The organism is Vibrio sp. Hal054 (assembly GCF_037162405.1).
Lineage (GTDB): Bacteria > Pseudomonadota > Gammaproteobacteria > Enterobacterales > Vibrionaceae > Vibrio > Vibrio diazotrophicus.
This window is the reverse complement of record NZ_JARLUT010000001.1, coordinates 1,998,298-2,020,428: the sequence shown is the minus strand read 5'-3', so window position 1 is coordinate 2,020,428 and position 22,131 is coordinate 1,998,298. Positions and strand designations below refer to the sequence as shown.

Sequence of the window (22,131 nt, the reverse complement as noted above, 5' to 3'; positions counted from 1 at the left end):
TGACGCTTAATCAGCAATTCGTTTGAAGATAATTGAGGTGTTAATACCGCCGAAAGCGAAGTTGTTGCTCATCAGGTAATCGATTTGCATTTCACGACCAGAGCCTGTGATGTAATCAAGATCGCCACACTCAGGGTCAAGGTTATTAAGGTTAAGGGTAGGGTTAAACCAGCCGGTATGCATCATCTCTAAGCCCAGCCAAGCTTCCACCGCACCACATGCACCTAAAGTATGACCAAAGTAGCTCTTTAGGGAACTGATTGGCACTCTGCCTACGGCTTTCTCTGTAGCATTGCTTTCGGCAATGTCACCGCGATCCGTCGCCGTACCATGGGCGGACACATAACCAATTTTATCCGGAGAGAGATTTGCGTTTTTCAGCGCCTGCTCCATACAAATCTGCATGGTTTCCATTTGAGGCTGTGTAACGTGAGCCGCATCGCAGTTGCTGGCAAAACCAACGATTTCTGCATAGATTTTGGCACCACGAGCTTTGGCGTGTTCATACTCTTCTAAAACCAGCGTACCTGCACCTTCACCAATCACTAGGCCATCACGATCTTTATCGTATGGGCTAGGTGTGGTTTTTGGTGCATCGTTTTTCAGGCTGGTTGCAAACAAGGTATCGAATACCGCTGATTCGGTAGGGCAAAGCTCTTCGCCACCGCCAGCGACCATTATGGTCTGATATCCATGTTTGATCGCTTCATACGCATAACCAATCGCTTGGCTTCCGGAAGTACAAGCACTGCTGGTTGGAATGACGCGTCCACGTAGCCCAAAAAACAGACCTACGTTGACTGCTGTGGTGTGCGGCATCATTTGCACATAGGTCGTTGCGGTAATCGCTCTGGTGGTCTTTTCATTCAGCATCACGCCGAATGCACCCACAGCGTCTGTACTACCTGTTGAAGAGCCGTAAGCGATACCTGTCTGGCCGTTAGTAAGTACTTCGTTACCGATTAAGCCAGCTTGAATCAGTGCATTCTCTGTCGCGACTGTTGCGAGCATGGAAACGCGTCCCATACCTCGTACTTGCTTTCGCTTATAGTGTTTCGGTAATTCAAAATCAGTGACCGGTGCAGCCAGTTTTGTATTCAGTCCGTCATATTGCTCATAAGAAGGCATGTACTGAGTGGCGTTTTCGCAAGCGCGTAAACGAGGTTCGATACTTTCCCAGTCGTTACCAAACGCAGTAACACCGGACATACCGGTTACAACAACTCTGCGATTCATACGAGACCTCCGTTTACAGAAATAACTTGGCGAGTGACATACCCAGCGATATCAGACATTAAATAACTAACCAGACCTGCCACTTCTTCTGGTTCACCCATACGACGCAACGGAACAAGCGGCAGTGCATGTTCTTTCACATGTTCATCAACCATGCCGGTATCAATTAAACCCGGAGCAACACAGTTTACAGTGATTTTGCGTTTTGCCAGCTCTAATGCCAGTGACTTTGTTGCACCAATCACACCGGCTTTCGCTGCGCTGTAGTTGGTTTGGCCACGGTTACCCGCAATACCTGACACTGACGCTAAAGTGACAATTCGTCCACCTTTACGCAGTTGAACCATGGGCATCACACAAGGGTGCAGCACATTGTAGAAGCTGTCGAGGTTGGTATGGATAACGCCGTCCCACTCTTCTTCTGTCATTGCAGGGAAAGCAGTATCACGAGTGATACCCGCATTGTTAACAACACCGTAGTAAGCGCCGTGTTGTTCAATATCCGCTTCAATCTGGCTTCTACATTCAGCACGGTTACTAATATCAAATCGGATCAATCGGCCTGAACCACCATTTTCGACAATCGTATCAAGTGTTGCTTGGGCACCATTCTGGTCTCCCATGTAATGAACGACGACGTTGAAGCCATCTTTACCTAGCTGAATAGCAATTGCTTTGCCTATTCCTTTACTGGCACCAGTGACGAGAACTTGTCGGGTCATACATGACTCCTAATTTTCATTTCTTGTAATTTTTCTTGTGTAGGAACATAAACGTTCAGTTGGCACTGAGCAATTGTATTCCCTTGGTATTCTATACGGCCAGAGAAAACAGCCATTCCATTATCTTCCATCACTTGTTCTGCGAAGATATCCAGAGTCTGACCTTGGGTGAATTGGTCACACTCTGTGGCGTAGCGGCGGCTGCCTAATAAAAATCCGATGGGTGGTTCTTGACCTTTTTGTAAGGCTTGATAACCAGACCAAGCCGCGATGGACTGCGCCATAAACTCAATACCTACATAAGCTGGTACTGTATTGGTTTCGGGATTGAAGAACATAAGATGTTTATCAATATCCACCTGACTATGGATGGATTTCTCCTCGATAGACAAAGCGCGGTCAACCAAAATCATTGGATTATCATGAGGCAGCAGTGTCTCGATAGCAGGTAATTCAGTCATGGTGATATCCAAAAATTAAGCTGATGTTGTTGCCACCAAAAGCAAAAGAGTTACTGAGAATAGCTTTGCGGCCCAAAAATTGCTCGCTTTCTACAAGTGAAATTTCAATATCGTCTGCTTTGTTTGCACAGCGCTGCATAGGCAGTGGTAGCTGATGACGCAAAATGTGCCAAGCGATAGCGGCTTCAGTCGCACTTGCAGCGCCAAGTGTGTGACCGGTTAAAGGTTTGGTTGAACAGACGGGTACGTTGTTACCAAAGACACGGTAAATGGCTTTGCTTTCCATGCTGTCATTCAGTGGGGTCGCTGTGCCATGGGCGTTGATGTAACCGATATCTTCTGGTGTAAGACTGGCATCTTCAAGCGCTTTTCGCATGGCTTGTTCCGCTCCATTACCTTCTGGGTGAGGCGCAGAAATGTGGTGTGCATCAGAGCTGTCACCTGCACCCAACAATGCGACATCACTTGGTTCTGTGCTCAACAACATAAATGCCGCCGATTCACCAATATTAATGCCTGAACGGTCTGCGCTAAATGGTTGGCAAAGCTGATTCGACAGTGCTTCCAAGCCATTAAATCCGTTAAGTGTCAGTTTACAAATGGAATCGACACCACCAACTACGACCGCATCGACTATGCCTGCTTGAAGCATACGTTTTGCACTGATAAAAACACGGCCACTGGAAGAGCAAGCGGTTGAAATCGAGTAACTAGGACCGGTGATCTTGAAGTAATCCGCAACAAAATGAGCACTGTCACCTAACTCTTGCTTAGTGTAGTGATAGTTTTCTGGGAATGCTCCTTGAGCGATTTTTCGCCCGTAGGCGATTTCACCATCGGAAATGCCAGAGGTACTGGTACCGACAATGACGGCAATACGGTCAGCACCGTATTGCTGAATAGCATTTTCAACGCTGGATTTGATTTGCAAGAGAGCAGATAAAGCGAGCTGATTATTACGTGTCGCATATTTTGACAATGGCTGAGGAATTTTAGGTAGCGCCTCAGTAACTCGCCCAATCACCGTGGGCGTATGGGTGTTGAGAATCTCATTGTCTATGAGCATGCCTTTTGACTGCCCGGATTGTAGTGCTTTATGAATAGCGACCGTTTCACTCCCTAGCGCAGAGTGAAAACCACAATCATGAATAAACACTGGAAATGAAGTTGAAGAATTCATCTAGGTTTTTCTACTGTTCTGAAGTTGTTAATTTAGCTTGATGACTTAATGTCTGGATCGTGATCGAATAGTCCAATGGCTTATTTAAAAACTGAATATCACCATCGAGTGGTGTTTTTCCAGCATAGCTAATGATCAGTACGGGTTCTCCAGCTTCGTTTTTTATAATACGTTGATGTGGGGCATCAATGATTGACCACCTTACCTTATTTAACGGTGCTTCCCAAGCACTTCGAGGCCATAGGGTGATCATCAGATTAAATAGTACTTGTTCCGGTTTCGGTAGGGTATTTTCTAGACCGTTTAACACTTGGGTGGAAATATTTTCACCATTGTAATCCAATGACAGCAATCGAGTTCCCCATGAAGAAAATCCCGCTAGCACGATATGCTGGTCATCGATTTGTAACTGCACTGGTAACTGTTGAGTTTGCGTATTGCCTTGTTCATCTTGCCACTGTGCTGAGATCAACTGAGTGGCGTTAAGAGACTGTCCCAGCTCACTGGGTAAGGGAAGTTCTACCCATATATCCTGACCGATTTCCACCTGTGTCGAAGAGGTGTGAGGTTGCAAACTACAGCCACTGAGCCACAAGCAAGCAAAGAGTGTTGTTAACCATTTCATTGAATTTTTTGCCTTTTTATTGCAAGTGGAGAAAGCAGCCAAGCGACAAAAATGCCGCTTAATGTCGTTAAGCCGAAACTGTGAATCGCGTGGGTTTCACTTAGTGACAGCAAGCCAAATGAAAGTAGGGTGGTCATAGCTGACAGAGTAATCGCCAGCAAAGTGCTCCGGCTTTGCGCCTGTTCGGCAAAAAACAAGGTGTAGTCAATACCAATACCGACGACGAGCACCAACGCCAACAAGTTAAACAAGTTAAGTGTTGAACCGGTTAATGTGGTAACAGCAATGCCGACTAAGCAGGCAACCATACATGGGAAGACAATTCGTATTGTATGGGCGACACCATAACGTTTAGCCAGTAGCAAAGATATGCCGACCAAAGCTCCCGCTAACAGCTCCATCACTTTAGTTCGGTATTCTCCAAACAAGGCTGAGATTTCTCCGGCTTTATCCAAGTAACTGATATCAGCCCGTTGGCTGGTAAAAGCGGTGATTTCATCTGCGTTACTCACATCTCTGAGCATGATGACAGACGCAACGCTTTCTCCAATTTTGCCTAGATAAAGGAACTGAACGGGTTCTGAAACGTTTTGATTGAGATAGTCCGCTAAACTGACCGGAATCATGGGCTCAGTCAGCGTTGGCTGAGCCGACAACTTTAAAGACTCAGAGAGTGAGGGACCATAATTCTGATAGAGCTTGCTAACCAGTTGATAGTCGGATTTTTGTCTTTCAATTGAAGGAAGATACTGACTGAGACTTTGATAGCCGCTGATCGTTTGCTGCTGCTTCCATTGAGCAAGTGTGCTGTCTAGCTGTTCAAGTTTTGTCATTAGCTGTTCATCGCTCGCTGCGCGCACAACCAACATCTGCTGTGAAGATTTCACACCAGAGACTTGATTAATCAGCTCTTCCTGCTGCTTTAGTTCCTTAGGCATGGCTTGAAGCTGACGAATGTCATCGTCGTAGTTCACTTGCGTTAATTGAACTGCACTGAAAATCACTAACGCCAGAGGTAGAGACGTTCTGACACCGCGTTTTTGCCATTGTGCCAACCACCAACGCCATAACATCTCACCGGGTAAGGGACGATTTGCTGTTGCTTTACGTGCAAGGATAGGATACCAAGCGACAACAGTAGCGTAGGCTGCAACTAAACCGATGGCTGAGAATAGCGCCAGTTGTTGCAAACCGGGAAATGGCGCAATTAATAAACCTAAGTAGCCTATTAAGCTGGTAATCAAGCCGAGAGTAATCGCAGTGAAGATATGTTGCAGCCCTTTGATGCTATCCCATTTGTCTTGTGCAGCAAGGCGGTCAGTCAGATAGTGAAACGCGTAGTCGATAGAAACACCAATTAAACTGGCACCAAATACCAAACTAAACAGATGTACTTTGCCGAAGATGGCGGTGGTTGCAACAAGTGCAACTAAAAGCCCAACGCTGATGGAAAGTAGTGCTAATAACAAAGGTGCGGCACTGCGAAAGACAAACAGGACAATGACGATAACGCCCAACAGGGAGAATAAACCAATGGTGCTGATTTCCGATTTCGCACTTTGAGTACCAAAGTCAGCATAAAACAGCACGCCAGTGTGCGCACTATCCACATCGTATTGTGCTTTTAGCGTCTGCTCTAAGCTTTTTAATGTAGGCACAACTTGCTGTGCAGACATACTGTAGGGTGAATCCGCCAACGTCGCTGTTATCAACACATAAGTATCGTTTTGAAATTGCGTCGTTAGGAAACCTTGGTGAATCTGGAATTGCGTTGTCAGTTGGTTTAAGTGACTTAAGTAATCACGAAACAGCAAAAACGGGTCACTGCTTAGTTCAGAACCGGTAACGCCGGAAAAAGGGTTATAAATGGTTTGAATCACTTTCTGAACTTGCTGTTCTGGAGCAAGTTCAAGACGAGAGCGTTGTTCGTCGGTTAAAAACTGAAAACGATGGGAGAAGTAGTATCGACTCCAAGTATTTTGTTTTTGTTGGTCAATTTTTCCGGTAACTTGGGAAAATGCGTTCAGGCTTGAGAGTGAATTTTGCAAACTCTCAGCAGCAGCAAACAGTTGCTGATCGTTACTGCCTTTAAGGACAAACACCACCTTGTCACTAACACTACTGGTGACTCTATCAAACGCCACTTGAGCCAACGGATCTTGGCGGCTTTGAGGGAGCAGCTTCATGATGTCAGTTTCAATGGGTACCGATGAGCTAAAGCCCCACTGTTTCAACAGTAGGGCGCAGCTTAGTACCACCAAAACAAGCCAGATTATTGCCAGCTTGGAATGATTAAAACTGGAACTGAGCTTGTTCAGCATCCGTTAAATTCTCAGGTTGGTGAGTTTGATTGGTGAAGGTGATTTCAGTTTTGTCGCCTCTTATTTCTTGCAGAACCAACGAATCAATATTTTGATTGCCTTGCAAAACGATCGATTTGAACACCGCATTCAGTGGCGCTTCTTTTGGTGTCAGTACTAACTGCCAGTGTTCACTTTGAGGAGCAAACTGCAGATCAAACTGACTTTGAAGTTGTTCGGTGTCGCCATGGAATACGGACAAAAAGATTTTGCTGAAGTAAAACGCCATCGGGTTTTCTTTGGCGTTAATCACCTGTGCAGGCTGATTGGCGAAAGTTTGGCGTAGTTTGTCCTGTGTCAGCACCAAGTTGACAGGAAACGGTGTGTGTTGCTGCCACAGTAAGCCGTGTTGTTTTTCAAGCAGAAATGAGCCTTCCGATACCAAAGGTTGCTCAAACATGGCTAAGGTGCGGCTTTGAGTAAAATCACCACGAATAATCGGAGATTGTTGAAGCTGAGCTTGCAATGAGGCTAAATCCGTTACTTGAGCTAACACGCCAGTAGTAGCAATCAAGCTTAAACAAACAGACATAGTGATGTTTTTAAACACCTTAATCATTGCAAACACTCTCCGGTTTGATGCCAATGTTCAACTTTATCTAAGAACAGTTTTGGTGAGACAAAACACATTTCTTGTTCAGCGATGCTGACCGCAACTTGAGTGGTATGTGCCTTACACATTCTTTGACCGGTCTGTGCATCAAAAATTACGTAATCAATGCGCAGACGATTTTCCCATTCGGTCAGCTTGGCGTTGATGCGGATTTCATGGTTAAACGGAATCGCTTTGACATATTTTACGCGTGTATCAATAACAGGCCACATGTGGCCTGATTCACTCATCGCTATGTAACCGTAAGCGATTTTATCTAGTAATACACGTCGTGCTTCTTCGAAATAGCGGAAGTAGTTACCGTGATAAATTACGCCCATAGGATCGGCATCTTGAAACGAAGTGGTGACTGTCACTTCGGTTTCTAATGGGAAATTAATGTTCTCCATTAACACTCCTAGTACAGCTTCCAGTGCTGGGTTTGAATGCGTTCAATACACAAACGTAGCTCTGCTTCTAACGGGCGATCTTCTACCACAAACTTAAAGTCCCGCTGAACATTAGCAACGATTTGATTCACGCTGGCACTCATATGACGCTCATCGATCTCATTGTGGCGCTTGCGTAGCTCAATGGCTTGAATGGAGGCAAGCAGAGAAGCCGCCGCCACTTGTTCAGTCAATTGCAATACGCGTAAGCAGTCGCGAGCGGCGATTGTACCCATGCTCACTTTGTCTTGGTTGTGACACTCTGTTGAGCGCGAGAATACGCTTGCAGGCATGGTGTGTTTCAATGCTTCTGCTGTCCAAGCTGAAATGCCAATTTGTACCGCTTTGAAGCCATGGTTGATCGGTTTACGTTCGCCTTCTGCGCCAGTTAAGTTAAACGGCAGACCGTTGTTGAACTTGTAATCCATCAACTGTGCCATTTGACGATCCAGCAAGTCAGCTAGGTTTGCAACACAGGTTTTGAGTGTGTCCATTGCCATTGCAATGTGTCCGCCATAGAAGTGACCACCGTGCAGTACTCGCTCGTTGTCACCATCAATTATTGGGTTGTCATTGGCGCTGTTTAGTTCATTTTCGATAAGCTGACGTAACCAAGGTAAGGCATCTTGCACCGTACCAATGACATGCGGAGCACAGCGAAGTGAGTAGCGGTCTTGTAAGCGGTCACTATTACGAGGTGGACGCTCTGCTTGTAGATCTGCTCTTAACCAAGCCGCGATTTGTTGCTGGCCTGGGTGAGGCTTCACCGCAAATAGCGCTTCATCAAAATGGAAGTCGTTGCCTTGCATACCAATTGAAACAAGAGCCGTAATTTTAGTGCATAACTGAGCCAGATACTCAGCACGCTGATAAGCCAAACAGGCTAGGGCAGTCATAACTGAAGTGCCATTCATTAAAGCTAAGCCTTCTTTTGGCTTTAGTTTAATTGGCGTCAAGCCAAGTTCTGCGAACACCTCTTGAGTGGAACGAATTTCACCTTTGTAGAGCACTTCGCGTTCGCCAATCAAGGTCGCGGCTACGTATGAAAGAGGGGTTAAGTCACCACTCGCGCCGACAGAACCTTCTTGCGGAATACGTGGGGCAATATCGTGATTAATCAGGTTGATAATTTGATTGAGCACATCGTGAGACACGCCTGATACACCCTGTGCGAGTGAGCATAAGCGAGTTGCTAATACAGCGCGTGATTGTTGGTGAGTAAGTACTTCGCCCAAACCGCAGCCATGAAAACGGGTCAGGTGCAGAGGCAGTTCCTCAACCAAATTAGGCGGAATGGCGACAGTACAAGAATCACCATAACCAGTGGTTACGCCGTAAATGACACCTTCTTCTTTAAGTAGGCGTTCTAAAAAGGCTACGCCTCGGTCAATCTTCGCGGTAAATTCAGCTGAAGAGTTAATAGAGGCTGAAGCGCCTTGTGCGATTGAAACAACGTCCTCAATGGTCAGGCGCTCAGCGCCGAATAAAATATTATTGTCGTTTGTCTTCGTCATTGTTTTTACTTAATTCCCAGAAGTTGAAGAAGTTGTACCACTGTAATGGTGCTTTCATTGTGTAGTGTTGCAAGCGATCTGCGTATTGTTGAACCACTTGGCGCAAAGATTCCTGCCTTGTTGCGCGAGGCAGTTTGATACCGTCACTAAAATGCTCGAAGTAGACGTCAAAATGCGGATGTTTACTTTGGTCGTCGCGCAGTCCAAAAATAAGGTATACAGGGGCTTCTAGGACAGAAGCGAGCATAAACGGCCCTTGAGGAAACGGTGCAGGCTTGCCAAGAAAATCCGCCCAAACAACTCGGCTTTCTACGCTGGTGGAAGTTCGGTCTCCCACGATTACCACCCACTCGCCACGCTCTATCATTTGCTGAAGCATAATCGCAGTATCAGGCCCAATTTTGCTGACTTGTATCAGGTTGAGTTCTGAATTCGGGTTGACCGTTTTCATAACGGTGTTAAAACGTTCGGCATGCTCTGTGAACACCAAAGCATTGATCTTAAGATGAGTGTGACGTCGGCTTAGCGCGCGACACAGTTCGATATTGCCTAAATGAGAGCCTAACAGTAGCAGGCCGTGTTTTCGCTCAACCAGTGATGTGAGTTGCTCTTGACCATGGATGGTTAGATTGTTGACATTGAAATCGCCTCGCCATGCCGCCAGTTTGTCTAGCATGGTCTCACCGAACGACAACAAATGGTTATAGCTGGTTAGGTTTTTGGTCACAGGTAACTGTTGTTGTTCGGCAAAGCTTTTTACCTGAGTAATAAACTGCTCTGATGATGTCTTCGTCTGTTTACCGGTGAGGTGGTAATAGCCCATCACCAACTTTAAAATGGCGCGAAAAACCTTTCTACCCAATAGCTTGTAGATCGCCATCAGCACTTTAATACCCAGTACGGTTCCGCGCTCTTGGCGTTTTGACCAGTGTGTTTCAGTTCCTTGCGTTTTTCTGCGCATCAGTAACTTAGGAATGCGCGGCAACATACCGAAAAACAGTCGTGTATGCATCCAACTGATTTTGACGTTATCCCAAAGTGAATCGAAGTGGGAAATACCATCTTCTGGATAAATTACACGGGTGTTGACGAATTTGAACTGCACGCCATTCCAGAACATACGGACAAAGATTTCTGTATCGAAATCCATGCGACTGCCGATGTCGTGATGATTAATGACGTCAATACTTTCTTTGACTGGATACGCCCGAAAACCACACATGCTGTCTTTAATTTCCAGCGAGAGTGTTTCAATCCAAACCCAGATGTGTGTGACATATCGGCCGTATAGTCGAGCTTTAGGAACACTTTCATCGTAAACAGGTTGTCCCGAAATCAAGTGATGAGGGTTATTCTTCGAGGTTTCGATAAGATTCGGCAATGCACTGATATCATGCTGACCGTCAGCGTCAATCTGAATTACATGACTGTAGCCGAGCCAATGTGCATGGCGTATACCCGCCACGACAGCACCACCTTTACCTTGGTTTTTAGGTAAGGTAATTAACGAAACATTAGCTCTTTTGGCGGCTTCGGAGAGAGCAAATTTGGTCTCTTTATTGCTGCCATCGTCCACCAGGAATACGGGAAGATCGAAACCAGCTATTGAGTCTAGAACACCAGCTACGGTTCCACCGTGGTTGTAACAGGGAATCAAAAAGCACGGGCGGTAATCAAGCTTACTCACTGGCATCTCCCAGTTTCATTTTGCCTGATGAATGTGTCACCACGTCACCATCTCTATGAGATTGGTAACTGAACGCCAGTTTTTGTTTGCTCTCATCCCAAGTTAAGCTCAGGGATACTTCTGCATTGGGCAAGATGGGTTCTTGGAACTTAATCACTTCCATGCCTTTAAAATGCATAGGCGTGTTTAAATATTGACGCGCGTAAAAGATCGCCCAATCAATTTGGGTGACACCGGGCAGTAGGGGAAAGTGATTGAAATGCCCCTTAAAATCTTCGATATCTTGGTCTACTTTAATAGTCAGCAGCACATGGTGTTCTGTTTGCTCGTAAGCCAGTAACGTTGGTTTTCTTTTAGCCATCATATAATCGGCGTTTTCTTCGTTTTTATTGGAATAATTTTTCAAGTTCGGCGACTTGGCGCTTACCTTGACTGTTTAATGGGATCTCTTTTACCACTCTAAAACTGCGTGGTACAGCAATAGGTTCAAGCCAACGCCTCAGTTCATTGCGTAGCAGCAACCAAAACTTGCCCTTTCCAAGTTCAGCAAGCTTTGTTTTACCACTCTCAGTCAGCACTATTGCTGTGGCTAAAATCAATCGCTCAGCCTGCTGCATCGGAATAACAGCACATTCTTGAACGTAGTCTAACTGGTCAACGCGTTTTTCTACTTCTACCAGTGACACTCGCTTCTCTTCAACTTTGATTATCCGATCCGTGCGACCTTTCAAAACAAACTGGTTTTCAGATACGAACTCACATTCATCAGCAGTTTGGTACCAGCCTGTTGGATCAATATGTGCAGAACGCAATCGTAAGCAATTCTCATGATTTAACTCTGCTTCCACTTTGGGAAACAGTGACCAAGGGGTTTGTTCTGTCATTTGCTGGCGATAAGCAATACCACCAGTTTCTGTACTGCCGAATACTTCTATTGGCCTATAGCTAAACAATTCCTCTGCATGGTTTGCTGCGGCAAAAGGCAGCGGCCCACCCGATGAAAAAATGCATCTCAGCTTTGTCGGTTTGTGTTCTTCTGTTAGGCGTTTTAGCAGTGCCGGGCTACTGACTAAAACCGTATCCTGATTAGCATGATGAGTGATTTGTTCGGGAAACTCTAAACTGTGTCGGGCGAATGGGTTACCTGCGCATAATGGCCACAGAACTCGGAATAACAAACCATAGATATGTTGATGAGAAACCGTACTTTCGATTCGGCTGTGAGGGATCTGCTCTCCCCACAGTGATTGTAAGATTTCAACTTCAACATTGAGCTGATCTAGGGTCTTATGAATGGCTTTTGGTGTGCCGCTTGAACCAGAAGTAAACAAAATGAGTCGAATGCTTTCTGGAGAAAGAGCAGCAAAAACGAACGGACTACTATTGTGGCCTGTAGTGATAAGCTGTGTCTCGGTATTGCGTAATGGTGTTATAGCGTCATCGCACAATAATAGATCAAACTGTGAACTCAGCTCTTCCAGAGCTTCCGGTTGATAATTACCCGGCAAAATGATGGTTTTCCCAGCATGGAATAGTGCAAGCACCCCGACCGTAAACAAATAACTATCGCGAGCACAAAGTGCGACGTTTTGTTGCGGTGTTTGATGAAGTAATTGAGTGTAATGACTCACATCGGCGACAAATTGTGCCCATGTAATATCACCCTCAGAACCAAACGCTACGACGGTATCTTCACGTTTTTCTAGTAACAGATGGGAGAGAGAACTAAATGCAGTACCGCTATATGTCATTAAATGGCTAATCCTTGCGAAGAAATTGGCGTACCACCCACTCGATGGCAAACAATAGACCAATCAGGAGGTAGCTAATCAGACCGTTATATAAGGTCCAAACTTCAATCGGTAAGAAACAGGTATATAACGCTGTAATTCCGTTGAACAAGAAAAACAGACACCAAACTTGAGTGACCTTCCGCGTGTAATTAATACCACTTTGCGGGAGTTCAGGCTCCTGTAATCTGGCAAGTCTTTCTATAATGGTTTGTGGTTGCTTTAAACTGCTTGCGAAAACCATCAACATGCAAGCATTTACAGCGACGGGATAAAACAGCAGCCAGCCTTTACTACGGAATAGAATACCCAAAACAATTAAAGTGATCCCGATAAGACCACTTATAATTGCTAACTGTTTGAATTCTTTAAGTTTGGTTCGACTTGCTGTGAAAATGCGTAATACAAAGAATACAGCGAGCGTTGCCCCTAAAATACTCAGACCGAACTTATCTATGCCGTAGTAAATTGCAAATGGATACGCGAGCAGAACAATTGCAGACAAACCTGTCAGCAAGTGACGCATCAGGCTTCCTTAAGCAGTTCTACTACTGATTCAACCACGTCATCGACAGTACGTACCATTTTAAACTCTTCTGGCTTGATTTTTTTGCCAGTCACGTTTTGCAGGTGAACCACGAGGTCAACAGCGTCAATACTATCTAAATCAAGATCTTGATATAGATGAGCTTCAGGTTGAATGTCGGCTTCATCGATTTCGAAAAGTTCAACCAGAGCATCTTTTACTTGGTCAAAAACCTGTTGCTTGTTTAAATCTGTCATAATCGTTTTCTACAAATTAGTTGCTAGTTTGAGATGAAATATACGCTGCTAGGTTAGCCACAGATGCGAAATGTTGGCGCGTATTTGAATCATCAGCATCGATTACGATGTTATATTTCTTTTTAATTGCCAAGCCAAGCTCAAGAGCATCAATAGAGTCTAGTCCTAGCCCATCCCCGAATAATGGCGCCTCTGTTTCAATTTCATCAATTGAGATGTCTTCAAGGTTTAATGCGTCGATAATCAACTGCTTAATTTCTTTGTGTAGTACTTCCACGGGAACCTACTTATTTATTATTGATAGATGGAAAAATAGCTTCAGCAAGATAGCTGTTCAGCCTTCTTGCTGCTGAAGTTGGGTTGTTAGTTTGCTCTATAAAGGGCATTACCTCAACTTTATCCTTAACTTCTACATGGAAAAAAGGCTTGGTATCCGGAACTTGATACCATTTTTTTTCTTTTGTGAGAAAGCTAGGAGAAACGGAAATATGTATTATGCGCAAGTCTCTTTGTGTGCGAATGGCTATTTGAGCCGCTCCACGCTGAAGTTTTGACGCGACCCCCGGTGTAGTACGGGTTCCTTCTGGGAAAACGAGTAGAACGTTCTCACGTTCAAATCGCTCTTCACACAGATCGAGCAGATCATCCGGCGTTTGGTTTGGAATATAACCCGCCGCTTTGACAATATGCTTCATAAATGGATTTGACCAAATGGCCGCTTTTACTAAGCAGTCACACTGCTTGAGTTGTGAAGCGACTAATACATAATCAATCAGGCTTGGATGGTTAGCGACAACAAGACAGTTCTTATCGTTGGCTAAGATCTCGGCCCCATCGATTCGGTAATCAATGGCTCCAGTGAACTTCATTAAGCGACAGAAAAAATTAAACGTAATGCGAATGACGTTTTGTACTCGATATTCACGCTGAATCGTATTTGGTGTTGTCAGTCGAATTAAAGGAATAATGATAAAACTGAGTGTTAAACCGCCTAAACCAAAAATTGCGAAACAGAGTCCAGTAGCAAAAATTCGCCAATATTTATTTACAGCATTCATGCTTGCTGCCATTCCCATGAAGTTCTTTCACCTTCAATTATCCAGTGAGGTTGTTTGCATAAATAGTGTGTCAAAAAGCTAAGCGCTTGAGGTAGGGTGCTGATAGTATCCATTTTTTCACATTGTGCAACTTGCCACGTATTACCAGCGGACAAAATCAAGCCCAATGCATATCCTTTGAACTGCTTATCTTCGTATTCAGAATAATCGTCAGGTAGGGGTTCATCAAAATCGACCAGCAATACCTTGGCGTTGGGATATTGCTTGAGATAGATCCAAGCTTCGATTAATGCACTGTGAAAAGTGTTGTCACCAGCAGCTATAGAAGTCACTGGAATAGCTTGTTTTGTTGCAATGGTTGATAAACCTGCCGCTGTGTTGTGTACCGACTGAGAAAAATTCATGGGAGAAGCTTCTTCACCAGCAAGAATATTCTTAATTATTTCAGCACTGCGACGTAGTTCACCATGACGACTTGAAAATACCAAGTAATCGATAGATTCTTCTTGCAGAAGATGGATAGCCGTTTGCACCGCTAGTTTACTTAACGGGCTCATGCGGCGTCGCATCATTGGGGGGATTAGACCAGATTCGATGGTTTCATCTTCTGGCCATTGATGAGTTTGGGACCACTGCTGCCAATCTGGCAGGTCATTGATACCCAGACTGTTTGCTGACCAAACATCGATATTAAATGAGATTAAATGCAACTGATTTGACATAACGTATTGATTTGTTGTTGAGCACATTAAATACTATGCTCGTTTATTAATATTCCCCAATCAAAGCAAGGAAATGCAATGAAAGCAATAAAATACACGATTTCGATTCTATTAGTTGTTCTTTTAGCAGGCTGCGGGCGAGTTCAACCAATCATGAACGTAGAGAATACTCCTGTTGCTTATAATCTTCAAAGTGACGAAGTGAAAGCTGCCATTGTTGTTGCCGCAAGCAATAGAGGTTGGATAATTTCAAATAGTACTCCAACTGAATTAACTGCCAAACTTATGTCTCGAGATCATAGCGCGGAAGTTCGTATTCCTTATAGTGAAAAATATTATTCCATCATCTATGTCGGTTCTGTGAATTTGAAAGCGGGTGGCGGTAATATTCACCGTAATTACAATCGCTGGGTTAATAATCTGAACGTTGATATTCAGAAACAATTGGCTAGAGCGTCAGTAAAATAGTTTCAAAATAATATAATTAGGCTTTTTCGTGTTTGTACAAAAACAAGACCCATATAACGCTCTAGAAGCGAAAACTGAGGCGCAAAAGTTATCTTTTGCGCCGATTATTTTTCAAACCGCACGTACATTACGTGATTTAGGTATTTTGACGGAATTGGATAAAGCGGGTTCGCAAGGCGCGAGCGCTGAATCTCTTTCCAAAGCGACGGGTGTATCTGAGTACGGTGTCAAAGTCCTTCTTGATATGGCAATTAGCGCCCACATTGTGTTGTGGGAAAAGCCAAATTACATATTGGCGAATCTTGGGCATTTCATCCTTCATGACGGAATGACTCAAGCAAATATGGATTTCACTGCGGATGTTTGTTACGCCGCTATGATGCATTTAACCGAGTCGATTACTGAAGGTAAACCCGCTGGTCTTAAAGAGCTGGGCGAATGGGAAACCATTTACCAAGGTCTTTCTCGTTTGCCAGAAAAAGCAAAACAGAGCTGGTTCCAGTTCGACCATTTTTACTCAGATCGCTCATTTCCTATTCTTCTTGAACATGTATTTGCTTCGAAGCCTAAAACTCTGGTTGATATTGGTGGCAACACGGGTAAATGGGCAATGCAATGCTGTCACTATGACAAAGATGTTGAAGTAACGATTGTTGACCTTCCTCAGCAGCTCGAAATGGCACTGAAAAATGCCGAAGAAAATGGTCTTTCGGAACGTATAAAGGGTTATCCCGCCAATATGTTGGATAAGAGCCAAGCTTTGCCAGAACACGCTGATGTATGGTGGATGAGCCAGTTTTTAGACTGTTTCTCACCAATGGAAATTCTAAGTATTCTGCAAAGAGTCAAACAGCAGCTAAAACCAGATTCAAAAGTGTATATTTTGGAGCTATTCTGGGACGCCCAGAAATATGATGCGGCTTCTTATAGCTTGAACGCCACCTCGCTTTATTTTACCTGTCTGGCAAATGGTAACAGCCGTTTTTATCGCAGTGATGATTTCCTAGAGATCATTGACGCGGCTGGTTTAGAAGTAGTGGAGCGTACAGACCACATTGGTCTGGGGCATACGCTATTAGAACTAAAAGCCAAGTAAAAATAATATTCAGAGAATAATTGTAATGGATATACAGCAACGTCAAGTCGTTATTATTGGCGCGGGGCCGTCAGGTTCGACGGCCGCAGCTTTGCTTAACAAGCAAGGTATCGATGTTTTAGTTCTAGAGAAAATGCAGTTTCCTCGTTTCTCCATAGGAGAGAGCCTACTGCCAGCGTGTATGGAGACAGTTCAGGCCGCTGGTATGCTGCAGGCTGTGGAAGATGCCGGGTTTCAGTTTAAAAACGGTGCGGCTTTTAGGAAAAATGGTGTCTATACCGAGTTTGACTTTTGCAATAAGTTTACGCCGGGGCCGGGTACTACCTTTCAGGTCCAAAGAGCAAGCTTCGATAAAGTTCTCGCTGATAGTGCTCAAAGCCAAGGTGTTGAAATTCGCTACCGGCATGAAGTGAAAAGCATTGAGTTTTATGGGTCGAATTCTCTGCTTACGGTAGAGGATGAGCTAGGAAATAGTTATCAACTTCAAACCTCTTACGTGTTAGACGCCAGCGGATTCGGCCGAGTGTTGCCGAGACTTTTAAATCTTGAAGAACCTTCTTGTCTACCCGCACGCAAAGCCATTTTTACCCACACCATTGATCATATAGATGCAGATAAACATCTCTATGACAGAAATAAAATTCTTATTTCGGTTCATCCTATACATGCTGATGTTTGGTATTGGCTCATTCCATTCTCAAATGGTGTTTGTTCCATTGGTGTGGTTGCAACACCCGAGTTTTTTGAAGGTTATCCTGAAGACAAAATCGAAGCGATAAAGCAACTAGCTAGCGAAGAGCCACATCTGGCACTGCTACTTGAGAATGCAGAGTTTCCAAATGCGGCGGGTGAGCTGAAAGGGTATTCCGCCAACGTTAAACATTTGGCTACTCAACACTATGCTCTGTTGGGAAATGCTGGTGAGTTTCTTGACCCTGTGTTCTCTTCGGGTGTCACGATAGCGATGAAATCAGCACAATTGGCTGTTGAGTGTGTTGTTCGCCAAATAAAAGGCGAAAGTGTTGATTGGCAAAACGACTACGAAATACCGCTGATGATTGGTGTGAATGCCTTTAGAACCTATGTTGAAGGTTGGTATGACGGTACACTTCAAGATGTTATCTACTATGAAAATCCAAACTCAAGAATCAAACAGATGATTTGCTCAATATTGGCTGGTTACGCATGGGATACCAATAATCCTTATGTGAAGGACTCGAAACGCCGCTTAACCAGTTTGGCCGAGCTTATCCGAAGTTCCTAAATACTCAGCAAAAGAGCGCAAGTAGTTGCAGTCTCCAAACTGCATAACTATTTAATTACTTAGTCTATGGTCTCTAATGCTCTTTTATTGGGCATAGAGATCTATCATAGTGCAGCTGAGTGATAACGCTCACATTTCCCTCTTGTCTGATGAGATAAAAATCACACAATCTCCCTAAATTTGTGCACAAAATGTTAAATGTATTGTTATTATCTAGTGCAAGATGCTGGGAATACGGCGTTAGTTAGATAAATCGAGATTTAAATCTGATGTAAAGGATTACTTTCCTTTGTTGTGCTGCAAGCTAGTCTTTGGTTAGTGGTTGCATCTAATTATTCATTCTGGATAAGAATATAATCTCTTTTTATTCTAATTTTATGGCAAATTGCTTCAATGCTTGATAATGTTTGCCGCATTCTTTGTAAGGAATTGACATGCTTTTGTCACTTCCCACATCTTTTAGGTTAGCCGTTCTAGCCGACATGCAAAGAAGTCATGGATGCAAAAATAAAACTTGGAGTTTATACAGATGTATAAGAACAAAATCACACAAGCACTTTTACTAGGTGCTGGCCTTGCGGTGGCTACAACTTCTCTTACAGCTTTTGCTGCAAACGTGCCAGCAGGCACTAAGCTAGCTCCAGTGCAAGAGATCGTTCGTGGTAATGGTACTGAAGTCGCTACTATCGACCCGCATAAATCTCAAGGTGTTCCAGAATCACACGTTATTCGTGACCTGCTAGAAGGCTTGGTAAACCAAGACGCTGACGGTAAGGTTATTCCTGGCGTCGCAGACCGCTGGGAAACATCAGACAATACAACGTTCACTTTCCATATTCGTGAAGGCGCTAAGTGGTCTAACGGCGAACCTGTAACTGCACAAGATTTCGTATACAGCTGGCAACGCGCCGTTGATCCAGCGACTGCTTCTCCATACTCTTGGTACATGGAAATGACCCAGATGAAGAATGCAGCTGACATTATCGCAGGGAAGAAAGACAAGAGTGAGCTAGGCGTATACGCTAAAGACGCGAACACTCTTGTTGTTGAGTTAGACTCAGCAGTTCCATATTTCGTTATGATGACTGGTCACACAACAATGAAGCCAGTCAATAAAGCGACAGTAGAAAAGTTTGGTGATCAATGGACCAAACCTGAAAACTTCGTTGGTAACGGTGCTTATGTAGTTGAAAACTGGGTTGTGAATGAGCGTTTAGTGCTTAAGCGTAACGAACAGTACTGGGATAACGAGCACACAGTTATCAACAAAGTAACTTTCCTTCCGATTGAAAACCAAGTTGCTGAAATGAACCGCTTCCTGGCGGGCGAGATCGATATCAGCTACGACGTTCCAGTTGAACATTTCCGTCGTCTGAAGAAAGATCATCCAGAATTGGTTTCTGTAGTGGGTAACCTATGTTCTTACTACTACTCTTTCAACACCAAGAAAAAACCATTTGATGACGTACGTGTACGTAAAGCAATTTCTTACGCTATTGACCGTAACATCGTGAGCGATGCAATCATGGGTCAAGGTCAGAAACCTGCATACTTCCTAACGCCTGAGATCACTTCTGGTTTCAACCCAGTAATGCCTGCTTACGGCAAAATGACTCAGAAACAGCGTAACGAAGAAGCCGCTCGTCTACTTGCTGAAGCTGGTTACGGTAAAGACAACCCACTTAAGTTTACTCTTCTGTACAACACTTCAGAAAACCACAAGAAGGTTGCTGTAGCGATTGGTTCTATGTGGAAGAAAACTTTGGGTCTAGATGTCACTCTAGAAAACCAAGAGTGGAAAACTTACCTATCTTCTAAAGACCAAGGTGACTTCGAAGTTGCTCGTGCCGGTTGGTGTGGTGACTACAACGAAGCGTCTTCATTCCTAACTTTGATGACAAGTAATAACACCACTGGTGGTCAACACTGGGGCAACAAAGAGTACGATGCAATCATCGATAAAGCACTAACATCTACTTCCGAAGAAGAACGTCAAAAACTTTACGCAGATGCGGAAGCTCTAATGGCGAAAGATATGCCTATCGCTCCAATTTATCAGTATGTTAAGACTCGTTTACTATCTCCAAAAGTAGGCGGTTTCCCTGCGAACAACGCAGAAGAAAAGATCTACTCAAAAGATCTGTACATCAAAGCTGAATAAATTAGCAAAGCTATAAAACTATAATTAAGTAATATTCTGCATGTGCTTGAGGTTCGCGGATGGTACATGCAGTATTTTTTTGTTTTAAATAGTCACAGACTGGAAGAGTGAGTTTATGTTTAAATTCATTATTAGACGAGTTCTGGAAGCAATTCCAACCATGTTGGTTTTGATTACAGTTTCGTTTTTTCTCATGCGTTTCGCACCAGGAAACCCTTTCTCAAGCGAGCGTGCTCTACCGCCAGAAGTAATGGCAAATATCGAAGCGAAATATGGACTTGATAAGCCTGTATTAGAGCAGTACACCACCTATCTGACCAACGTGTTACAAGGTGATTTCGGCCCTTCATTTAAATACCTTGATTACTCTGTAAATGAGCTAATTTTTGCAGCCCTTCCTGTGTCAGCGAAAGTCGGTTTTGCCGCTTTTATCTTCACAGTAATTATGGGTGTAACTGTCGGGACACTTGCCGCTTTGAGGCAAAACACTTGGTTGGACTATTCAATTATGGCTACTGCTATGATTGGTGTCGTAATGCCTTCATTCGTTCTCGCGCCGGTATTGATTTACATTTTCTCTATTAACTTAGGTTGGTTCCCTGCTGGGGGCTGGTTAGACGGGTCGTTCAAATATATGGCTCTGCCAGTTCTTGGTATGTCTCTGTTATACGTAGCAACATTTGCACGTATTACTCGTGGTTCAATGATTGAAACTCTAAACAGTAACTTCATTCGAACTGCGCGAGCAAAAGGGTTGAGCTATCCATACATCGTCGTTAAGCACGCGTTGAAACCTGCGTTATTACCAGTAGTTTCTTATATGGGGCCTGCATTCGTAGGTATCATTACTGGTTCGGTTGTTATCGAAACCATCTTTGGCCTTCCGGGTATTGGTAAGTTGTTCGTAAACGCGGCATTTAACCGTGACTACTCTCTGGTAATGGGTGTAACCATTCTTATTGGTTTCTTATTTATCCTGTTCAACGCAATTGTAGATATCTTGTTGGCAGCGATTGACCCGAAAATTCGTTACTAAGGAAGTATTACTATGTTGACGAAAAAAGAAAATCTGGAAGCGATTGAAAAGTTTTCCGAAAATCTTGAAATCGAGGGTCGCAGCCTGTGGCAGGACGCTCGTATTCGCTTTATGCGCAATAAAGCCGCGATGGTGAGTCTATTTATTCTCACGCTTATGACGTTGGCGGTTGTTTTTTTACCAATGATTGCGCCCTTTACTTATGACGATACTGACTGGTACGCAATGCACGTTGCTCCAAATGCAGAGCATTGGTTCGGTACAGACAGTTTAGGCCGTGATATTTACGTTCGTACTTTAGTCGGTGGACGTATCTCTCTGATGGTCGGTGTGATGGGCGCACTGGTTGCAGTACTCATCGGTACACTTTACGGTGCGGCGTCTGGCTTCATCGGTGGCCGTGTTGACCGTATCATGATGCGTATCCTCGAAATTCTGTACGCAGTGCCATTCATGTTCTTGGTTATCGTATTGGTGACCTTCTTTGGACGTAATATCGTTCTGATCTTCGTGGCTATCGGTGCTATTGCATGGCTTGATATGGCGCGTATTGTTCGTGGTCAAACGCTGAGCTTACGCAGCAAAGAGTTTATTGAAGCGGCACACGTATGTGGTGTGAGTAACTGGAAGATCATTACTCGTCATATCGTTCCAAACGTATTAGGTATCGTTGCTGTTTATTCGACGCTGCTCATTCCTAGCATGATTCTGACTGAGTCATTCTTATCTTTCCTTGGATTAGGTGTTCAAGAGCCTATGACAAGCTGGGGAGCACTATTGCAAGAAGGTGCAAACACAATGGAAATCGCAATTTGGCAGCTTGGCTTCCCTGCGGCATTCATGGTGGTCACACTGTTCTGCTTTAACTATGTGGGTGACGGTCTCCGTGACGCGCTGGATCCAAAAGACAGATAAGAATTGAGGAAG

The 22,131-nt window shown here is 44.2% G+C and carries 23 protein-coding genes; 6 read left to right on the top strand and 17 right to left on the bottom strand.

Annotation, left to right across the window (positions count from 1 at the left end; translation table 11 throughout):
• Window positions 1-6: 6 nt before the first annotated feature.
• Genes P4S58_RS09340 through P4S58_RS09260 form a run of 17 tightly spaced genes read right to left on the bottom strand, consistent with a single transcriptional unit; the run spans window position 7 to window position 15,179 of the window.
• Complete coding sequence (locus P4S58_RS09340) at window positions 7-1,236, bottom strand: beta-ketoacyl-ACP synthase (protein WP_042481765.1); 1,230 nt, start codon at window positions 1,234-1,236, stop codon at window positions 7-9.
• Window positions 1,233-1,958 carry a 3-ketoacyl-ACP reductase FabG2 gene (locus P4S58_RS09335; RefSeq protein ID WP_102986969.1) on the bottom strand — a complete coding sequence of 242 codons (726 nt, stop codon included), beginning with the start codon at window positions 1,956-1,958 and terminating at the stop codon, window positions 1,233-1,235. Before P4S58_RS09335 ends, P4S58_RS09340 begins: the two co-directional genes overlap by 4 nt.
• Window positions 1,955-2,419, bottom strand: coding sequence for a hotdog family protein (locus tag P4S58_RS09330; RefSeq protein ID WP_337163736.1), 465 nt, complete (start codon window positions 2,417-2,419; stop codon window positions 1,955-1,957). Before P4S58_RS09330 ends, P4S58_RS09335 begins: the two co-directional genes overlap by 4 nt.
• Window positions 2,412-3,599 (bottom strand): beta-ketoacyl-[acyl-carrier-protein] synthase family protein, encoded by a 1,188-nt coding sequence (locus tag P4S58_RS09325; protein ID WP_337163734.1) that lies wholly within the window; start codon window positions 3,597-3,599, stop codon window positions 2,412-2,414. The genes P4S58_RS09330 and P4S58_RS09325 overlap by 8 nt, the downstream gene beginning before the upstream one ends.
• Window positions 3,600-3,609: 10 nt before the next feature.
• On the bottom strand, window positions 3,610-4,224 hold the full coding sequence (locus P4S58_RS09320) for a DUF3261 domain-containing protein (protein ID WP_337163733.1): 615 nt from the start codon (window positions 4,222-4,224) through the stop codon (window positions 3,610-3,612).
• Window positions 4,221-6,545 carry an MMPL family transporter gene (locus P4S58_RS09315; RefSeq protein ID WP_337163732.1) on the bottom strand — a complete coding sequence of 775 codons (2,325 nt, stop codon included), beginning with the start codon at window positions 6,543-6,545 and terminating at the stop codon, window positions 4,221-4,223. Before P4S58_RS09315 ends, P4S58_RS09320 begins: the two co-directional genes overlap by 4 nt.
• Complete coding sequence (locus tag P4S58_RS09310) at window positions 6,517-7,116, bottom strand: outer membrane lipoprotein carrier protein LolA (protein WP_414628702.1); 600 nt, start codon at window positions 7,114-7,116, stop codon at window positions 6,517-6,519. Before P4S58_RS09310 ends, P4S58_RS09315 begins: the two co-directional genes overlap by 29 nt.
• A 23-nt stretch (window positions 7,117-7,139) precedes the next feature.
• The gene (locus P4S58_RS09305; RefSeq protein WP_042481787.1) at window positions 7,140-7,586 is read right to left on the bottom strand and encodes an acyl-CoA thioesterase; all 447 of its coding nucleotides are present in this window, start codon (window positions 7,584-7,586) and stop codon (window positions 7,140-7,142) included.
• 8 nt (window positions 7,587-7,594) lie between these two features.
• The gene (locus tag P4S58_RS09300; RefSeq protein ID WP_337163730.1) at window positions 7,595-9,139 is read right to left on the bottom strand and encodes an HAL/PAL/TAL family ammonia-lyase; all 1,545 of its coding nucleotides are present in this window, start codon (window positions 9,137-9,139) and stop codon (window positions 7,595-7,597) included.
• A complete protein-coding gene (locus P4S58_RS09295; RefSeq protein ID WP_443089010.1) occupies window positions 9,117-10,826 on the bottom strand; it encodes a glycosyltransferase family 2 protein in 1,710 nt (569 codons plus the stop codon). Before P4S58_RS09295 ends, P4S58_RS09300 begins: the two co-directional genes overlap by 23 nt.
• Window positions 10,819-11,187 carry an ApeI family dehydratase gene (locus tag P4S58_RS09290; RefSeq protein ID WP_081878667.1) on the bottom strand — a complete coding sequence of 123 codons (369 nt, stop codon included), beginning with the start codon at window positions 11,185-11,187 and terminating at the stop codon, window positions 10,819-10,821. Before P4S58_RS09290 ends, P4S58_RS09295 begins: the two co-directional genes overlap by 8 nt.
• Window positions 11,188-11,212: 25 nt before the next feature.
• On the bottom strand, window positions 11,213-12,577 hold the full coding sequence (locus P4S58_RS09285) for an AMP-binding protein (protein ID WP_337163728.1): 1,365 nt from the start codon (window positions 12,575-12,577) through the stop codon (window positions 11,213-11,215).
• A gap of 7 nt (window positions 12,578-12,584) precedes the next feature.
• Window positions 12,585-13,142 (bottom strand): hypothetical protein, encoded by a 558-nt coding sequence (locus P4S58_RS09280; RefSeq protein WP_042481798.1) that lies wholly within the window; start codon window positions 13,140-13,142, stop codon window positions 12,585-12,587.
• Entirely contained in the window at window positions 13,142-13,399 is a 258-nt protein-coding gene (locus P4S58_RS09275; protein WP_042481800.1) for an acyl carrier protein, read from the bottom strand. Before P4S58_RS09275 ends, P4S58_RS09280 begins: the two co-directional genes overlap by 1 nt.
• A gap of 16 nt (window positions 13,400-13,415) precedes the next feature.
• Window positions 13,416-13,676, bottom strand: a complete 261-nt coding sequence (locus tag P4S58_RS09270; RefSeq protein ID WP_042481803.1) for a phosphopantetheine-binding protein — start codon at window positions 13,674-13,676, stop codon at window positions 13,416-13,418.
• 10 nt (window positions 13,677-13,686) lie between these two features.
• The gene (locus tag P4S58_RS09265) at window positions 13,687-14,457 is read right to left on the bottom strand and encodes a lysophospholipid acyltransferase family protein (protein ID WP_042481807.1); all 771 of its coding nucleotides are present in this window, start codon (window positions 14,455-14,457) and stop codon (window positions 13,687-13,689) included.
• On the bottom strand, window positions 14,454-15,179 hold the full coding sequence (locus tag P4S58_RS09260) for a beta-ketoacyl synthase chain length factor (RefSeq protein ID WP_102963536.1): 726 nt from the start codon (window positions 15,177-15,179) through the stop codon (window positions 14,454-14,456). Before P4S58_RS09260 ends, P4S58_RS09265 begins: the two co-directional genes overlap by 4 nt.
• 78 nt (window positions 15,180-15,257) lie before the next feature.
• On the opposite strand from P4S58_RS09260, the gene P4S58_RS09255 reads away from it, so the two are divergent.
• The 6 genes from P4S58_RS09255 to oppC all read left to right on the top strand — a co-directional run bounded on the left by P4S58_RS09255 (window position 15,258) and on the right by oppC (window position 22,119).
• A complete protein-coding gene (locus tag P4S58_RS09255) occupies window positions 15,258-15,647 on the top strand; it encodes a hypothetical protein (RefSeq protein ID WP_102986959.1) in 390 nt (129 codons plus the stop codon).
• A gap of 28 nt (window positions 15,648-15,675) precedes the next feature.
• The gene (locus P4S58_RS09250) at window positions 15,676-16,743 is read left to right on the top strand and encodes a methyltransferase (protein WP_337163723.1); all 1,068 of its coding nucleotides are present in this window, start codon (window positions 15,676-15,678) and stop codon (window positions 16,741-16,743) included.
• A gap of 25 nt (window positions 16,744-16,768) precedes the next feature.
• Window positions 16,769-18,007 (top strand): NAD(P)/FAD-dependent oxidoreductase, encoded by a 1,239-nt coding sequence (locus P4S58_RS09245; RefSeq protein WP_337163721.1) that lies wholly within the window; start codon window positions 16,769-16,771, stop codon window positions 18,005-18,007.
• 529 nt (window positions 18,008-18,536) lie between these two features.
• Entirely contained in the window at window positions 18,537-20,168 is a 1,632-nt protein-coding gene (locus P4S58_RS09240; protein WP_042481816.1) for an ABC transporter substrate-binding protein, read from the top strand.
• Between the two features lie 115 nt (window positions 20,169-20,283).
• Window positions 20,284-21,204: an oligopeptide ABC transporter permease OppB gene (gene oppB / locus P4S58_RS09235; protein WP_042481819.1), complete on the top strand. Its 921-nt coding sequence runs from the start codon at window positions 20,284-20,286 to the stop codon at window positions 21,202-21,204.
• A 12-nt stretch (window positions 21,205-21,216) separates the two neighbouring features.
• Entirely contained in the window at window positions 21,217-22,119 is a 903-nt protein-coding gene (gene oppC, locus P4S58_RS09230; protein WP_042481822.1) for an oligopeptide ABC transporter permease OppC, read from the top strand.
• Window positions 22,120-22,131 lie beyond the last annotated feature (12 nt).

What these genes read in the sequence shown, in the direction of transcription:
- P4S58_RS09310 (WP_414628702.1), bottom strand. Translation starts at nt 7,116, where the DNA reads ATGTCTGTTTGTTTAAGCTTGATTGCTACTACTGGCGTGTTAGCTCAA.
- P4S58_RS09315 (WP_337163732.1), bottom strand. Translation starts at nt 6,545, where the DNA reads ATGCTGAACAAGCTCAGTTCCAGTTTTAATCATTCCAAGCTGGCAATA.
- P4S58_RS09305 (WP_042481787.1), bottom strand. Translation starts at nt 7,586, where the DNA reads ATGGAGAACATTAATTTCCCATTAGAAACCGAAGTGACAGTCACCACT.
- P4S58_RS09300 (WP_337163730.1), bottom strand. Translation starts at nt 9,139, where the DNA reads ATGACGAAGACAAACGACAATAATATTTTATTCGGCGCTGAGCGCCTG.
- P4S58_RS09275 (WP_042481800.1), bottom strand. Translation starts at nt 13,399, where the DNA reads ATGACAGATTTAAACAAGCAACAGGTTTTTGACCAAGTAAAAGATGCT.
- P4S58_RS09330 (WP_337163736.1), bottom strand. Translation starts at nt 2,419, where the DNA reads ATGACTGAATTACCTGCTATCGAGACACTGCTGCCTCATGATAATCCA.
- P4S58_RS09240 (WP_042481816.1), top strand. Translation starts at nt 18,537, where the DNA reads ATGTATAAGAACAAAATCACACAAGCACTTTTACTAGGTGCTGGCCTT.
- P4S58_RS09280 (WP_042481798.1), bottom strand. Translation starts at nt 13,142, where the DNA reads ATGCGTCACTTGCTGACAGGTTTGTCTGCAATTGTTCTGCTCGCGTAT.
- P4S58_RS09285 (WP_337163728.1), bottom strand. Translation starts at nt 12,577, where the DNA reads ATGACATATAGCGGTACTGCATTTAGTTCTCTCTCCCATCTGTTACTA.
- P4S58_RS09320 (WP_337163733.1), bottom strand. Translation starts at nt 4,224, where the DNA reads ATGAAATGGTTAACAACACTCTTTGCTTGCTTGTGGCTCAGTGGCTGT.
- P4S58_RS09265 (WP_042481807.1), bottom strand. Translation starts at nt 14,457, where the DNA reads ATGAATGCTGTAAATAAATATTGGCGAATTTTTGCTACTGGACTCTGT.
- P4S58_RS09340 (WP_042481765.1), bottom strand. Translation starts at nt 1,236, where the DNA reads ATGAATCGCAGAGTTGTTGTAACCGGTATGTCCGGTGTTACTGCGTTT.
- P4S58_RS09325 (WP_337163734.1), bottom strand. Translation starts at nt 3,599, where the DNA reads ATGAATTCTTCAACTTCATTTCCAGTGTTTATTCATGATTGTGGTTTT.
- P4S58_RS09335 (WP_102986969.1), bottom strand. Translation starts at nt 1,958, where the DNA reads ATGACCCGACAAGTTCTCGTCACTGGTGCCAGTAAAGGAATAGGCAAA.
- oppB (WP_042481819.1), top strand. Translation starts at nt 20,284, where the DNA reads ATGTTTAAATTCATTATTAGACGAGTTCTGGAAGCAATTCCAACCATG.
- P4S58_RS09255 (WP_102986959.1), top strand. Translation starts at nt 15,258, where the DNA reads ATGAAAGCAATAAAATACACGATTTCGATTCTATTAGTTGTTCTTTTA.
- P4S58_RS09245 (WP_337163721.1), top strand. Translation starts at nt 16,769, where the DNA reads ATGGATATACAGCAACGTCAAGTCGTTATTATTGGCGCGGGGCCGTCA.
- P4S58_RS09260 (WP_102963536.1), bottom strand. Translation starts at nt 15,179, where the DNA reads ATGTCAAATCAGTTGCATTTAATCTCATTTAATATCGATGTTTGGTCA.
- oppC (WP_042481822.1), top strand. Translation starts at nt 21,217, where the DNA reads ATGTTGACGAAAAAAGAAAATCTGGAAGCGATTGAAAAGTTTTCCGAA.
- P4S58_RS09290 (WP_081878667.1), bottom strand. Translation starts at nt 11,187, where the DNA reads ATGGCTAAAAGAAAACCAACGTTACTGGCTTACGAGCAAACAGAACAC.